This window comes from Candidatus Microbacterium phytovorans, assembly GCA_029202445.1.
In the GTDB taxonomy this organism is placed as follows: domain Bacteria; phylum Actinomycetota; class Actinomycetes; order Actinomycetales; family Microbacteriaceae; genus Microbacterium; species Microbacterium phytovorans.
Genome location: CP119321.1, coordinates 285,864 through 300,146 on the forward strand (window position 1 = coordinate 285,864; position 14,283 = coordinate 300,146).

Consider the following 14,283-nt stretch of genomic DNA (forward strand, 5'->3'; position numbering starts at 1 on the left):
GTGTGAGGTGCGGGGCGTCGCCCGCGCACGTGGTCGAGGGGAGTCAGAATCGGCCTCCTCCGCGGCGGGAGCGGGTGCCGCCGCCGCCGAAGCTGCCGGAGCTCATGCCGCCGCCGCGGCTTCCGAACGAGGGCATGCCGCCCCCGCCGCGCCGGCCGCCTCCGCCGCCGCCGAGCATCGAGTTGATGAGGATGCCGCCGAGCACGGCGCCCATGACGTTCCCGCCCCCGCCGCCGTTGCCGCCGCCGAACCCCCCGCCGCCGAACGCGCCGACGTCGTTCTGCGCGTGCTGGAGGGCCTGGGCGGCGAGATCGTTGGCGCGCTGGGCGGCCGCGAGCGCGTGTGCCGGGTCGGTCGCGGCGAGCTGGCGCGCCTGGACGAGGGAGGAGCCGGCCTCCGCGAGCCGGGTGCGTGCCGTCGCTCCTACCGCGCCGCGCCGGGAGCTGATGTAGTCCTCGGCGGCGGAGACCTGCGCCTGGGCGTGCGCGAGCAGCTGGCTGAGCTGCTGAGCCGCGCGCCGCTCCTTCTCCTGCGCGTCGCGGACGTCGGCGAGCACGGCGTCGATCTCCGCGTTCGCCCTCTCGAGGTTCTCGAGCGCGAACAGGGGGCGCTTGGCCGATCCGGCCAGGAGCGGGCGGGCCGCGTCGATCTGCTGCCGAGTCGCCGCGATCGCACCGGCCACGCGGCCGTCCGCGTCGGGGAGGGCGCTCGCCGTCGCGATGTCCTTCTCCAGTTCGGCCATGAGCGCCGCCGCGTCGCGCTCGCCCTCGGCAAGGTCGTCGGCGAGCACCCCGATGGCATCCTGCAGCGTCCGAGCCTGCGCGACGGCGTCTTCGGCCGCGCGGATGCTCACGGCCGCCTCGCCGCCGTCGCCGGCGCCGATGGCGGTCTGGGCGGCGTTCAGCTGCTCCTGCGCGAAGGTGAGGCGCTGACGGGCCTGCTCGGGGTTGTCGACGACGGGAGCGAGGGCTTCGGGGGCGTACGCGGTCTGCAGCTGCGTGAGCCGAGCGGCGGCGGCGTCGATCGTCGCGGCGACCGTCGTGTGCATCTCCTGCACGCGGGTGAGCGCTTCGGGCGCGTTCTGCTCGAGCTGGCGCAGCTCGTCGAAGGCGGCCGCCTTCTCGTCGAGCGCGGCGTTGGCGCGGGCGCAGAGCTCGAGGATCTGCGCGTTCCACGCACGGGCGTCCTGCTCGCTGTCGGGGTTCTCGTCGTCGAGGCGCTGCTTGAGCGAGAATGCCGTGTCGAGGTCGGCTTTGGCCTGTGCGAGCACGGTCTCGAACTCCGCGGCGGCCGCGTCGCCGAACTGGGCGCGCGCGAAGCCGAGCTCCTGCTCGCTGGTCTTCACGGCGTCGTCGGTGTCGACGAGCGCCGACGAGGCCTGCCGGGCGAGTTCCTCCAGCGGCACCTGCGGTGCCTGCGGGGTCGCGCCTCCGGTGGTGACGCGCGACTTCCGGCGCGCGCGCACGACGAAGAAGATGAGCGCGCCCACGACGACGACGAGCAGCACGACGAACAGGACGCCGCCCAGGCCGCCGGACGAGTTCGCGTCGCCGCCGGAACCGCCGCCGACGGCATCCGCCAGTCCGTCCGCCGCGGCCGTGGCCGCACCCGCCCAGTCGCCGGACTGCAGTGCCGGCGCGATCCGGTCCTGCTCGATCGCGCCGAGCTGATCGAACGAGACGGGGCCTTCGGAGTAGCCGGACAGGAAGAACGCGCGCCCTTCGGTGGAGATCGCGAGGAGGTACTGGGTGGGGCCGAGGTTGTTGAGCTCGGCGGTCGCGTTCGCCCAGCCTTCCGCGCTCGTCGGATCGGTGAACTGGTCGACGTAGACGACCCAGAGGTCGACGCCGGAGGATGCCGACAGGCCCTCCGAGCGTGCCTGCACCGCCTGCTCCTGAGAGGCGGAGAGGACGCCCGCGTCATCGAGGACGCGCCCGCTGCCGAGCGGGATCGGGTCGGTCGCGGATGCCGGCAGGGCACTGCCGAGCACGATCGAGACGGTGGCTGCGAGCGCCAACATCCAACGCGATCGCATCGGTGGATCCTCCTCGTTCGGGGACCTGCGCCCCGCCCCTTCGGCGAGTCTATGCCCCGTCGCGCATGTGGCGATAGGCGATCCGGCGCCCGCCGCCTGTGGATCCGCCCAGACCTTCCGTTGTGTGCGCGCGACCGCTCCGGACGGGCTCCGAGGGATGCGCCGGGGTCGCCGTGCGCGTGCCTCCCCGAGCCTCTTCGCGATCCGGGTTAGGCTCGCGCACTCGGAGGAATCGATGGACGACAGATACGGAAGCGACGTGCTCGCGGCAGGGTGGCGGGATGTCGGGCGGCGCGTGGTGCCGACGGTGCCGGCCGACCGCGACCTCGTCGTCGAGGTCGCCGGAGACGGGTACTGCGGGGCGGTGGTCGGCATCGAGGCCGGTCATGTCGCGCTCGAGGACCGGCACGGACGGCGACGCCTCTTCCCTCTCGGCAGCGGGTTCCTCGTCGACGGTGAGGCCGTGCAGCTCGTCGCGCCCGCCGCGGCGGCATCGGCGGCTCCGACGCGAACGGCATCCGGTTCGTTCGCCGCACCGCAGGCGCGCGCCCGCGTCGCCCGCGCGTCGCGCATCCTCGTGGAGGGGAAGCACGACGCGGAGCTCGTGGAGAAGGTGTGGGGCGACGACCTGCGCGCGGAGGGCGTGGTCGTGGAGTTCCTGCAGGGGGTCGACCTGCTCGACGCCGTCTTGCGCGACGACCCGCCGTCGGCCGACCGGCGCTACGGCGTGCTCGTCGACCACCTCGTGCCCGGTTCCAAGGAGACCCGCATCGCCGAGGCGGTCGCTCGCGGCCCGCACGGCCGGTACGTCCGCATCGTGGGTCACCCGCACGTCGACGTGTGGCAGTGCGTCACTCCGCGTGCCCTCGGCATCCCGGCGTGGCCGGAGGTGCCGCGCGGCATCGAGTGGAAGGTCGGCGTGAGCCGCGCGCTCAGGTGGCCCGCCGAGACGCCCGTCGACCTCGCGCGCAACTGGCAGCGCATCCTCGGCCGGGTCCACAGCTACCGCGACCTCGATCCAGCGCTGCTCGGCCGCGTCGAGGAACTCATCGACTTCGTCACGGTCGACGGCTGACACGGGCGGCGGCGCTGTGGTTGGTGCACCGGCTAGTCCAGTGGCCGGCCCTGTGGCTGGGTAGCCTGGACGGGTGACCGAGCCCGAACCGTCCCCGGCCGCCCCCCGCTACCGCGACAAGCCCGTCTCCTTCGTGCGCCGCAGCGGGCGCATGAGCGACGCGCAGGACCGGGCGTGGGAGGAACTGTCGGGACGGTATCTCCTTCCGGTCGAGCGCGACGCGGCATCCACGAGCGTCCTTCCCGGGTCGACGGTCGATCCCGGGGCCGTGTTCGGACGTGTCGCGCCGCTGATCGTCGAAATCGGATCGGGTCAGGGGCACGCGATCGTCCACGCCGCCGGCGCGCAGCCCGAGATCGACTTCCTCGCCGTCGAAGTGTTCCGCGCAGGGCTCGCGCGCGCGATGCTCGACGCCGACCGCGCCGGCGTGCACAATCTCCGGCTCGTCGAGGCGAACGCCCCCGAAGTGCTGGAGCACCTCCTGCCCGAGGGGTCGGTCGATGAGATCTGGGTCTTCTTCCCCGACCCGTGGCACAAGGCGAAGCACAACAAGCGTCGCCTGATCGCGCCCGCCTTCGTGCCGCAGGCGGCTCGGGCGCTCCGCGACGGTGGCGTGCTGCGGCTCGCGACCGACTGGGAGGACTACGCGCTGCAGATGCGCGACGTGCTCTCGGATGCCGACGTGTTCACTCCCGACTTCGAGGGGGAGTGGGCACCGCGGTTCGCGGGGCGCACGATGACCGCCTTCGAACGCAAGGGGCTCGCGAAGGGCCGGGAGATCCGCGACCTCGCCTACCGGCGCCGTCCCCGGGGGTGATGGCGCCGTGATCGAACGCGCCCCGGCATCCCCTCGTCCGATCGTCTCGTTCGACGTCGTGCCGGCCCTCCTCGTGTGCCTGGCGGCACCGGCGTTCTTCGTGCTGCTGCTGCCGTGGCTCGGGTGGCTGCTGCTCGCCGCGGGGCTCGGGATCGCCCTCGCTCGCGAGCGTGGACGCGTGAGGGATGCCGGTCCGTCGCTCACCCGCGACCTTTCGCTCATCGCCGTGGGGCTGCTGATCGTGAGTTCGGTGCCGTTGAAGGCCGAGCTCGACAACCTCGCCATGCTGCGATTCACGCTGGCCCTGGGCGGTGCCGTCGTCGTGCCGTACGCGCTGTCGCGGTGGTTCTACCGCGACCACGCCATCCGCTTCCCGTGGCGCGGCGGCGGACGGTGGCGCGGCTGGCAGTGGGCGTGGCTCGGTGCCGTGCTCGTGCTCGGCTGGCTGATCCTGCCCTTCTACTTCATCACCTCCGGCGTCTATCAGAACTGGCCGGTGGTGGACACGCCCGACCTCATCGCGCGGCTGTTCGTCGGCGTGGGAGCCGTGGGCATCTGGGACGAGCTGTTCTTCATCTGCACGTGCTTCGTGCTGCTGCGCCGTCACTTGGCCGACGCGACCGCGAACGTGCTGCAGGCCATCGTGTTCGTGTCGTTCCTGTGGGAGCTCGGGTACCAGGCGTGGGGACCGGTGCTCACCATCCCGTTCGCGCTGCTCCAGGCGATCATCTTCCTGCGCACCCGATCGCTCGGTTACGTCGTGACGGTGCACCTGCTGTTCGACGCCGTCGTGTTCGGGGTGCTGGTCCACGCGCACAATCCGGGGCTCCTCGACGGCCTCTTCCTCGTCGCCGCGCCCTGAGGTTGGCGGTGGCTGTCGGTGCACAGGCGGTGATCAGGGCGCTCGGGTAGCCTCGATCGCGGACCTCGACAGGGTCCCCGGACGACGGATCAGTACCCGGTGAGCGACAAGACTGGCCAAGGAGCTCGTCATGTCGTGGGTCATCCTCATCGTGTCCGGAGTGCTCGAGGCCGTGTGGGCCACGTCGCTCGGCAAGTCCGAAGGCTTCACGCGCCTGTGGCCGACGGTCGTCTTCGGCGTCGCGCTCGCCGCCAGCATGGGCGGTCTCGCGTGGGCCATGCGCGACATCTCCACCGGTACGGCCTACGCCGTCTGGGTGGGGATCGGTGCGTCGCTCACCGTCGCGTGGGCGATGATCACCGGCGACGAGGACTTCTCGATCGTGAAGACCCTGCTCATCCTCGGTCTCGTCGGCTGCGTCGTGGGCCTGAAGCTCGTCGGCGAGCACTGACGCCCCCGGTCGGGCGGTGCCCCCGGGGTCGTTGAGCGAGCGCAGGAGCCCCGGTCGTTGAGCGAGCGCAGCGAGTCGAAACGCACCCGCCGCGTCCACCCCGGTCGTTGAGCGAGCGAAGGTGCCCCGGTCGTTGAGCGAGCGAAGGTGCCCCGGTCGTTGAGCGAGCGGAGGAGCCCCGGTCGTTGAGCGAGCGCAGCGAGACGAAACGTACCCCCGCGTCCCCTGGCCGGTCGTTGAGCGAGCGCAGCGAGACGAAACGTACCCCCGCGTCCCCTGGCCGGTCGTTGAGCGAGCGCAGCGAGACGAAACGCACCCGCCCTCAGCGCAGCAGGTCGAGCAACACCGGCCCGAACACGACCAGCGCTGCGACCGGCACCACCAGCAGGCCGAGCGCGGCGATGCCGATGGCTGCCATGCTGCCGAGGATCGACAGCACCGCCGCGACCGTCGCCGACGCCCCGCGAGCAGCGACCGTCCGGGCGGATCGGGCGGGGGAGAGCGGGAGTGGAACGGTCGCGGTGGCCATGATTCGACGGTACGAATCCGCACGCGGATGCCGCGTCGCCCGCGGGTCGCATCGGCATCCATCGGAAGGATGATCCTGCGCGCGAGGAGGGCCCCAGTTTCACCTTCAACGTGAACGAGAGGTGACTTTCGGGCGAAGTATTGACGCGGATTCGGGGCTGAGTATCTTTGGTCTCGCGAAGGAAAACGGAAACGAAAGAACCTCGGAAGAGGAACCGACACAGGAACCGAGAACGCACTGATGATCGCCCCGGAGCTTCGGCTCCGGGGCGATCTTCGCGTGTGCCCGGGGCAGGATTGCGGAGATGTGCAGGATCGCGGAGCCCCGGATGCCGCGGCGTCCGCGATCGTGCATATCTCCGCAGTTTTGGCATCCGTGGTGGCAGGTGGGACCCGCGTGGGCGGGTGGCACCCGCGTCGGGCACTACGGCCGGTAGCGCACCCACGTGCGGCGCCTCCCGGGACAGGATTGCGGAGATGTGCAGGATCGCGGAGCCCCGGATGCCGCGGCGTCCGCGATCGTGCATATCTCCGCAGTTTTGGCATCCGGGTGGGTGGCGCGCGTCGGGCGGTGGCGCACCCGCGTGTGGCATCCACGTGGCGCACTCGCGTGTGGCACCCGCGCCGGGTGGCGCACCCACACCCACCGACACCCGCGCACCCGCGCCCCGCGCGCGGGCTAGAGCAGTGCAGTGAACGCGGCCGCGACGGCGATCGCGGCGGCGAGGACGCCGACGCTCGACCAGGCGATGACGCGCGGCCAGTCGATCCAGCGCCGCGAACGTCTGCCGATGCCGAACCCCGCGGCATCCGTGAAGGCGACGAACTCCTCGAACCGCATCGTCACGCGGGGCGCCGCTTCCGGACGTCGGGTTTCGCTCGTGCGCGGACGGGCGCGCCGGCGCGGCGGGGGATCGGTCGGGGCCTTTTCCGGGTGCGAGGGCGCGTCCGCGGGTGAGGATGCCGATGACGCGCGGTGCGATGCATCCTCCGGCCCCCGCGCAGCCTCCCGCCCCGACGCCGCACCCGACGCCCCACCCGGCGACGCCGGTGCGAGCGCGGCCCACGAGAGCAGCGCGTCGCGGGCGGCCCGTGCGCGGTCGAACTCGCTCGCGAGCCGTGCGCGGTCGGCGTCGTGCGCGCCGGGGTGACGGTCGGGATGGACCTCGCGTGCCCGTGCGCGGAACGCCCGGTGGATGTCGCTGGTGCTCGCGTCGCGGTCGAGGCCCAGGCAGGTGCGTGCTTCGTCGAGGGTCATCCGGCATCCAGGAGATAGCGCTGATACTCGCGCGTGAGGTACCGGCGCCGGCTCTCCTCGGCGATCTCGGCGAACCGCTGGAGGGTGCCGCGCGTGATGCGGGCCCAGACGACGGCGTGCACGATGTAGCTCGCCAGGGCGACGCCGAGGAGGGCGAACGAGAGGAGGGCGAATGCGTCGTCCCGCGTCACGCTGCCGAGGATCCGGGAGCCGACCCCGAGGAGCATCAGCGTGAAACCGGCGTACAGCCAGATGCGCGCTCGCCGGTAGAGCTGCGCCTGGCTCTGCGACCAGAGGGGGTTGGGCTGCCAGAATCGCCACCCGCGGGGCGCGGGTCGGAGGTGGGTTGTGGGTGTCCAGTCGGCCGGCGGCACCCAGAACGCGTTCGTGCGGATCCAGCGATCGGTCGGCACCGGCCATCCGCGAGGCACGCGGAAGTCGGCGGGCACGCCCGCGACGCGGATCGTTCTGGCCACGGGCTCCCTTCCCAGATGAGAACGCTCTCATCTGACGATAGCGCCCTCGACCCGTGACGTCACGGGTCGAGGGGCGTCGCTTTCCGGGCTGAGCGGTGCCGGTGCCATCGGTCGTAGCCGAGCCCGACGAGCCACGCGACAGCGGGGACGGCGAACGGCCAGGGGGCGGCGATGACCCCGAACGCGGCGACGAGGCCGAGCGCGAGCAGGGCCAGCCCCGGCACGACCCAGCGACGGAACACGCCGGATGAACCTCCGCTCCACGCCATCCGACTCGCCGCGACCACGGCGGGGGGAACGATGAGCGCCGCACTCGCGACGGTGATCACGCGGTCGCCGGGAAGGAGGAGCGCGGCGGCGCCGGCGACCGAGACGAGGAGCATCGTCGCGGTCAGGGGCGCGCGGGTGCTCTGGTGCACCCGGCTCAGTCGTCGCGAGGCCGCGGCGGGCAGCACGCGGTCGCGCGCCGCGGAGAAGATGATGCGCGCGCCTTGCATGGCGATGACGATCGCGGCGTTGAGGCACGCGATGGCCGCGCTGCCGAGGACGGCGGCCTGAAGTGCGGGAGACGCGTGGAACCCCGACAGTGCCGTGAGGAGTCCGCCCTCGGCATCCGGCGGGACCGGGCCGCACCAGTTGCCGAGCAGAAGCGCCAGGAGCGGCACGAACTCGAGCACGAACGTGAAGGCGAGGGTCCACCCGACGGCGCGGGCGGCGAGCCGACCGGCGTCGAGGTCTTCCTCGCCGAGAATCACCGCCGACCCGAAGCCCGCCAACGCGAAGTACGCGACCGCCACGAACGCCAAGACCACGCCCGGATCGAGCGTCGAGAGCGATGACCGTGCCACGTCGAGGCAGCTGCCGACGGATGCCTCGGAGTTCACGAACGCGATGATCCCCACGGCGGTGATCCCGAGCACGGCGACGATCTCGATGAACAGCATCACGGAGGTGATGCGCGCGCCGAGTCGCACGTGCTGGGGAGCGACGAGCGCCACCGCGGCGCACAGCCCCAGCGCCGACCACGTCTCGGTGCCAGGTCCGAGGATGCCGGAGAGCAGCCCCGCCGCCCCCTGGATCATCGCGGCGATCGCCAGGACGAGCCCGACGATCGTGACCGCCCACGTCGCGCGGGCGACGCCGGTTCCGAGGAGCCGTCGGGCGAAGGCGTACTCGCCGCCGGCGCTGGGGAACCGACGGCCGAGCGACGAGTAGCAGTAGGCGAGAGGGACGCATAGGAGTCCGGCAGCCAGGAGGGCGATAGGCGCTCCCCAGTGCAAGGCGAACAGTACGGCGGGCAGGATCACCACGACCGACGACGCCGGCGTCACCGACGAGATCGATACGCGGATGACGTCGCCGAGGCGCAGCGCACGCGCCAACGCCGGCCGGGCGTCACGATGGGATGCCGAAGCCACGGAGCCTCCCCTCTCCTCAGGAGAGAGGACGACGGTGAGGCGAGAATCTGACGGTCGGCTGCGGAAAATGCCGACTCGGCCGTCAGGACGGGTGGGGGAGGAGGGCTACGGCTGCGCGCGCCGGTCTTCCCACCCGGCGAGCAGTGCGCTGAGGAGGTCGGCGAGGTGGCGCTTGCCGTCGTCGTCCAGGGCGGAGGCGAACTGCTTCTCCACCGTGTTCATCAGGCGGAAGAGGTCGAGCATCATGCGGTCGCCCTCGTCGCTGAGTCGCACGAGGCTCCGCCGGGCGTCGTCCGGGTCGCCGCGCCGCGTGACGAGGTTGCGTGCGGAGAGCTGCGCCAGGATGGTCGTCAGTCCCGACTTGGAGACCATGGCCGCCTGCGCCACCCAACCGGCATCCCGCTCGCCGAACAGCCAGAGGTTCCACACCACTTCGAATTGCGGCCAGGAGAGGCCGTACTCGTCGAGTACGTTGGCCGTCTGGAATGACCGGGCGGCATCGGCGGCCTGATGGAGGAGCCAGACGGCGCGGAACGAGTCGCGGTCGAGGGAGCCCTCGTAGCGCGCGAGGACGTCCTGCGTCGCATGCTCGTACTCGGCCTGGGACACGAATCCGGGACCACGGTTCGTCGACATGTCGTTCCTCCGCCCTTGGCTACGAGCACAACACTACGTCCGCGAACGAACTTCTTGCGCATCTGATCTTTGGTAGGTACAGTCTAGTTATTCGTTCGAGAACGAACTAAAGAAGCCCAGAAATGTGCTCGTCTCCGCGTCCTCCCTCACGCGTGACGGGCCTCGGGCTGTCCTTCCCCCCGGGGCCAGCCGGGAGGCGGGGGACCGGCGCTCGCCGGCCCCGCCTCCTCTTCTTCCGGCGGCTCCGATGCGCGCCTCGCTATGGTCGGCAGTGACACCTTCGCCCTCGATCGGAGCAGACCATGAGCGTTCACGCGACCACCCCACGTCCGCCGTTGCCGCAGCCGATCGCCTGGCTCTACGCGATCGCCGTGCTCGTCTTGATTCTCAGCGTGGGCGCGGCGGTGTGGGTCGGGCTGCTGGTGGGATTCGATGCGTCGCTGACGTTCACGGCATCCATGGCCGGGGTCGCGATCGGCGCGTTCGTGCCGGCGCTCCTCGGTCACGGGATCGTCGTCGCCGTGCACGACACCGTGTGGTCGCGTCGCGGCTGACGGGCGAGCGGATGCCGGTGACTGGCCGTCAGCTCACGGCCCGAGCGCCTCGCGAACGTCGAACCCCAGCGACTCGGCGGGGGAGTAGACCGAGCCGCCGTCATCGGTGTACGACGAGTGGATTCCCATGCCGTCCTGGAAGTAGCCGCCCACGTCGAGCACACGCGGGAAGGTAAGAATCCAGCTCGTGTCGCACACCGCGTCTCCCTGACCGCAGAGCTCTCGCGTGTCTGAGATGAGGCCGGAGGGATAGCTGAAGTCGTTCATCTGCACCTGGGGCACGGTCGGGAACTTGTCCAGATTCGCTGCCGAGGCACGGACCCACTCCATCCACGTTAGTCCCGCCGCGCCGACCCACGTGTGCGCGACGCCGTCGCCGGCCTCGGCGATCGCGGAGTTCGGGAAGTCGAAGATCTTCGACCGTAGCGGGTCGGCGATGAGTCCGACCGCGCCGATGTGGTCGAGGAGGGGCGAGTCGATCGCGCCCAGGTAGGAGAGTGCGGCGTGCGCGGCCCAGGCCCCCTGCGAGTAGCCCGCGATGATGAGGGTCTGACCGGACTCACCGCACTCGTCGACCGCCTCCTGGATCTGCACGATGAGCTTCACGGCACCGTCCCACGCGCCGGGCGTGTACTGCGCGATGTCGCCGAGGTGCTGCCAGACGTTACGGCCGCTCGTGCCGAAGATCGGTACGGCGTTGGCCTCGTAGGCGACGCCGATCGCGCCGAACGTCGCGTCTTCGGGCAGCGGGTCGCCTACGCTCCCGACGCGCAGTTTCGACCACATCGCGCGCACCTCGGGTCCGAGCAGATCGGATGCCGATTGCCCCGAGCCGCGCATGCCCAACAGGAGGTAGTCCTTGCACTCGTCGTCGATCAGCACGGGCTGGGGCGTGATCGGCGTCGTGATCGGGGCGGGCGTGGGCGCGCCGACCCACGGGAACACGTCGACCGGACCCTCGACGATCGGGTTGCCGTCGATCCCGGGTGCGCTCTGTGCGCCCCAGTCCGTGTGCCGAGCGTCGAACGCGTCGACGGCCCGGACCCCGACGTCGCATCCGAGTACCTTTCCTCGGAACGAGCCGGTGACGTCGTCTCCCACGGACAGGCAGACCTCCTGCTCGTTGTCGAGGGTGAGGTCGTCGGATGCCAGGCTGCCGCCGCTGGCGATCGTGAGGTTCCCGAAGCGGATGACGGTGTGCTGCAGATCGGCGGTGACGGCGCTCAGGCCGTAGCGCCATCCGCTGTCGGCTCCGGTCGTCGCGGTGCCGTCGCCGTTGGAGTCGCCACCGTGCGCGTCGTCGGTCGCGGTGGTGAGCACCACGGGCTTGCTCGTCGTTCCGCGGGTGACGAGGCTGCCCTCGACGGCGAACTCGACGTTGTTGGCGTCGGTGCAGCCTCCGCACCACGTTCCGTTCGCGAGCTTCAGGACCGTGCCGGCGCGGAGGGTCAGGGTGCTGCCTTCGGCGACGGTGAGTCCGCGATAGGTCTCATTGACGTTCTTGATCGTGAGCCCCAGTCCGTTGGTCGCGGTGGACGGGGTCCAGTCCCAGTCGGCCGACACGCGGCCGGCGACCGTCAGCCAGTTGCCCTTGTTGCCCGAGCCGGTGTTACCCGTCAGCTGCGCGCCGACGAGCCGATCGGATGCCACGACCACGGCTTCGCCGCCGGAGCCGGTGGCCGTGTTGTTCTCGACGGTCACGGAGGTGGCACCCTCGAAGCTCCACCCACGGCCGTCGGTCACGGTGATCCCCGCACCCTCGCTGCGGGTGGCGGTGTTGCCGCGCACCGCAATGGTGCCCGAGGCGCCGGCCACCGTGATGCCGTCGCCGGGGCTGTCGAGCACGGTGTTGCGTTCCACCAGCACGTTGCCCGACCCGCCGTGGACGGCGAGGCCCGCGTACTCGAAGCGGGAGTCCGTGACCCGGGCGCCCGTTCCGTTTCCGCCCGCCGCGAGGCTGCCGTAGCGGAAGACCGTGTGACGGATGTCGGCGGTCGCGACGGCCACGCCGTAGCGCCACATGCCCGGCGTCGGCGCAGTGGCGGCGCCGTCGCCGTTGGAGTCGCCGCCGCGGGTGTCGTCGGTGTCGGTCGTGAGGACGACCGGCTGTGCCGCGGTGCCCTGGGTGACGAGGCTCCCGTCGACGCTGAAGAGGACGTTGTTCGCGTCGGAGCAGCCTCGGCACCAGTCCCCGTTCTTCACCTTCAGCACGGTGCCGGCGCCGAGGGTGAGCGTCGTGCCCTCGGGCACCGTGAGTCCGCCGAAGTCGCCGTTGACGCTCTTGATCGCGAGGGCGAGGCCGTTCGGCGCGGGCGTCCAGGTCCAGTTCGCCGACAGCTGCCCGGCGACCGTGAGCCAGTTGCCCTTGTTGCCGGAGCCGGTGTTCCCCGTCAGCTGCGCGCCGACGAGGCGGTTCGAGGTGAGGACGATGGCCTCCTCGTCCGAGCCGGTGACGGCGTTGTTCTCGACGGTCACCGAGGTCGCGCCCTCGACGTTCCACGCCGTGCCGTCGGTCACGTCGATGCCGACCTCGCCGCTGCGGGCGACGGTGTTGCCGCGCACGACGATCGTGCCCGGGGCGCCGGTCACCGTGATGGCGGCGCGGGGGCTGTCGGTGACGGTGTTGCGCTCGGCCGCGACGTTGCCCGAGCCGCCGTGGAGCGTCATCCCCGCGTCGATGAAGCGAGAATCGACAACGCGCGCGCCAGTGCCGACGCTGGTCACCGCCACGTCTCCGTAGCGGACGCTGGCATGGCGGATGTCGGCCGTGCCGACCTCGATCCCGCTCCACCACCCGGCCGAGACGGGCCAGGGGTGATCCTCGTCGAGGATGTCGCCGCGCACGGACGTGTCGCCGAGCGCGGTGAGCACCACGGGAGCTGCGGCCGTTCCCGCGACCGTGAGTGCGCCCTCGCCACTGAGCCCGGCGCCGGCGGCGAACTTCACGACCGTTCCCGCCGCGATGGTGAGGGAGCCCGTCGCCGAGATGTTGACCGTCTCGCGCACGACATAGACGCTGCCGGCGCCGGCATCCCACGTCTGGGCGTCGGTGATCGGGCCGGTCACCTCGATGACGTCGGTGACGGCCTCGATCGTCTTCGCCGCGCTGATCTTGCTCGCCGTCGCGTAGCCGCTGCGGCTGGCGGTGACCTTGACCTTCAGCTCCTGGCCCGCATCCGAGGCGGTGAGCGTGTAGGTCTTCGCGGTGGCGCCCGAGAGTGCGGAGCCGTTGCGGTACCAGCGGTAGGCGAGCGTGGTCGGTGTCGGCGACCAGGTGCCCGGAACGGCCGTGAGGGTCTGACCGACGGACGGCGTTCCCGAGATCGTCGGCGTCGGCGTGGTGGTGAAGACGGCCGACACGGTCTTGGCGGCGCTCGTCTTGCGCGTGGTGGCGTACCCGCTGCGGGTGGCGGTCACGGCGACGGTGATCTTCTTACCGGCGTCGGATGCCGTCAGCTTGTAGGTCTTCGCGGTGGCGCCCGAGATGGCCGACCCGCTGCGGTACCAGCGGTAGCTCAGCTTCGTGGGAGTGGGTGTCCAGGTGCCGGGGACGGCGGTGAGCGTCTGGCCGACGGTCGTCGTGCCCGAGATCGTCGGGGTGGGCGCGGTCTTGAAGGTCGCGCTGATCGTTTTGGACGAGCTCGTTCTGGTCGTGGTGGTGTAGCCGCTGCGCTTGGCCGTCACCTTCACGGTGATCTTCTTGCCGGCATCCGCGGTGGTGAGCTTGTAGGTCTTCGAGGTGGCGCCGCTGATGGCGGACCCGCTGCGGTACCAGCGGTAGCTGAGCTTCGGCGTTGGCGACCAGGTGCCCGGGACGACGGTGAGCGTCTGCCCCACCGTCGTGGTGCCCGAGATCGTCGGCGTCGGCGCCTTGGTGAAGGACGAGGCCGCGTCTGCCGGCGATGCGCCCAGCAGCAGCGCGAGCAGCAGGAGGGCTGTGGTGATCCACACCGCCAGCGGGAGGCGGTTGCTCGTCGAGGTGGCTGCAGCGTGAGGGCCCTCCGGCATCCCCAGGCGCGGCTCGATCAGCGTGCGGCGAACTCGTCGCATGTATTCCCCCAGTGTCGTGCCGACACCGTCGAACGCGCGACGCTGCTCGGCATCCCGTGCCCATCCCCGTGACCGACCGCGAAACGCGACCGTTGAGCCTGAGCCTCACGCTAGGGGAGCGGT

12 protein-coding genes and 1 riboswitch are annotated in these 14,283 nt (G+C 71.3%); of the genes, 5 read left to right on the top strand and 7 right to left on the bottom strand.

Annotated elements, in window-relative coordinates; translation table 11 throughout:
• Positions 1–43: 43 nt before the first annotated feature.
• The gene (locus P0Y48_01315; protein WEK13881.1) at positions 44–2,035 is read right to left on the bottom strand and encodes a TPM domain-containing protein; all 1,992 of its coding nucleotides are present in this window, start codon (positions 2,033–2,035) and stop codon (positions 44–46) included.
• Between the two features lie 235 nt (positions 2,036–2,270).
• On the opposite strand from P0Y48_01315, the gene P0Y48_01320 reads away from it, so the two are divergent.
• The 4 genes from P0Y48_01320 to P0Y48_01335 all read left to right on the top strand — a co-directional run bounded on the left by P0Y48_01320 (position 2,271) and on the right by P0Y48_01335 (position 5,240).
• Complete coding sequence (locus tag P0Y48_01320) at positions 2,271–3,110, top strand: DUF3097 family protein (GenBank protein WEK13882.1); 840 nt, start codon at positions 2,271–2,273, stop codon at positions 3,108–3,110.
• A 151-nt stretch (positions 3,111–3,261) separates the two neighbouring features.
• The gene (gene trmB, locus P0Y48_01325; protein ID WEK14977.1) at positions 3,262–3,927 is read left to right on the top strand and encodes a tRNA (guanosine(46)-N7)-methyltransferase TrmB; all 666 of its coding nucleotides are present in this window, start codon (positions 3,262–3,264) and stop codon (positions 3,925–3,927) included.
• A 10-nt stretch (positions 3,928–3,937) separates the two neighbouring features.
• Complete coding sequence (locus P0Y48_01330) at positions 3,938–4,789, top strand: CPBP family intramembrane metalloprotease (GenBank protein ID WEK14978.1); 852 nt, start codon at positions 3,938–3,940, stop codon at positions 4,787–4,789.
• A 56-nt stretch (positions 4,790–4,845) separates the two neighbouring features.
• Positions 4,846–4,910: riboswitch (guanidine-III (ykkC-III) riboswitch) on the top strand.
• Between the two features lie 9 nt (positions 4,911–4,919).
• Positions 4,920–5,240, top strand: a complete 321-nt coding sequence (locus tag P0Y48_01335) for a multidrug efflux SMR transporter (GenBank protein ID WEK13883.1) — start codon at positions 4,920–4,922, stop codon at positions 5,238–5,240.
• A gap of 322 nt (positions 5,241–5,562) precedes the next feature.
• On the opposite strand, the gene P0Y48_01340 is transcribed toward P0Y48_01335, so the two are convergent.
• The 5 genes from P0Y48_01340 to P0Y48_01360 all read right to left on the bottom strand — a co-directional run bounded on the left by P0Y48_01340 (position 5,563) and on the right by P0Y48_01360 (position 9,556).
• A complete protein-coding gene (locus P0Y48_01340; GenBank protein WEK13884.1) occupies positions 5,563–5,769 on the bottom strand; it encodes a hypothetical protein in 207 nt (68 codons plus the stop codon).
• A 678-nt stretch (positions 5,770–6,447) separates the two neighbouring features.
• A complete protein-coding gene (locus tag P0Y48_01345) occupies positions 6,448–7,026 on the bottom strand; it encodes a DnaJ domain-containing protein (GenBank protein WEK13885.1) in 579 nt (192 codons plus the stop codon).
• Entirely contained in the window at positions 7,023–7,502 is a 480-nt protein-coding gene (locus P0Y48_01350) for a hypothetical protein (GenBank protein WEK13886.1), read from the bottom strand. Before P0Y48_01350 ends, P0Y48_01345 begins: the two co-directional genes overlap by 4 nt.
• A 59-nt stretch (positions 7,503–7,561) precedes the next feature.
• Positions 7,562–8,920 carry an APC family permease gene (locus P0Y48_01355; GenBank protein WEK13887.1) on the bottom strand — a complete coding sequence of 453 codons (1,359 nt, stop codon included), beginning with the start codon at positions 8,918–8,920 and terminating at the stop codon, positions 7,562–7,564.
• A gap of 105 nt (positions 8,921–9,025) precedes the next feature.
• Positions 9,026–9,556 carry a MarR family winged helix-turn-helix transcriptional regulator gene (locus P0Y48_01360; GenBank protein ID WEK13888.1) on the bottom strand — a complete coding sequence of 177 codons (531 nt, stop codon included), beginning with the start codon at positions 9,554–9,556 and terminating at the stop codon, positions 9,026–9,028.
• Positions 9,557–9,858: 302 nt separating this feature from the next.
• Between P0Y48_01360 and P0Y48_01365 the strand changes: the two genes are divergently transcribed.
• Entirely contained in the window at positions 9,859–10,110 is a 252-nt protein-coding gene (locus P0Y48_01365; GenBank protein WEK13889.1) for a hypothetical protein, read from the top strand.
• A 33-nt stretch (positions 10,111–10,143) separates the two neighbouring features.
• Here the strand turns inward: P0Y48_01365 and P0Y48_01370 are convergent, their stop codons facing one another.
• Positions 10,144–14,160: a right-handed parallel beta-helix repeat-containing protein gene (locus P0Y48_01370; GenBank protein ID WEK13890.1), complete on the bottom strand. Its 4,017-nt coding sequence runs from the start codon at positions 14,158–14,160 to the stop codon at positions 10,144–10,146.
• Positions 14,161–14,283: the final 123 nt, after the last annotated feature.

Coding starts and splice junctions, on each gene's coding strand:
- P0Y48_01315 (WEK13881.1), bottom strand. CDS start 2,035: ATGCGATCGCGTTGGATGTTGGCGCTCGCAGCCACCGTCTCGATCGTG.
- P0Y48_01320 (WEK13882.1), top strand. CDS start 2,271: ATGGACGACAGATACGGAAGCGACGTGCTCGCGGCAGGGTGGCGGGAT.
- trmB (WEK14977.1), top strand. CDS start 3,262: ATGAGCGACGCGCAGGACCGGGCGTGGGAGGAACTGTCGGGACGGTAT.
- P0Y48_01335 (WEK13883.1), top strand. CDS start 4,920: ATGTCGTGGGTCATCCTCATCGTGTCCGGAGTGCTCGAGGCCGTGTGG.
- P0Y48_01340 (WEK13884.1), bottom strand. CDS start 5,769: ATGGCCACCGCGACCGTTCCACTCCCGCTCTCCCCCGCCCGATCCGCC.
- P0Y48_01345 (WEK13885.1), bottom strand. CDS start 7,026: ATGACCCTCGACGAAGCACGCACCTGCCTGGGCCTCGACCGCGACGCG.
- P0Y48_01360 (WEK13888.1), bottom strand. CDS start 9,556: ATGTCGACGAACCGTGGTCCCGGATTCGTGTCCCAGGCCGAGTACGAG.
- P0Y48_01365 (WEK13889.1), top strand. CDS start 9,859: ATGAGCGTTCACGCGACCACCCCACGTCCGCCGTTGCCGCAGCCGATC.
- P0Y48_01370 (WEK13890.1), bottom strand. CDS start 14,160: ATGCGACGAGTTCGCCGCACGCTGATCGAGCCGCGCCTGGGGATGCCG.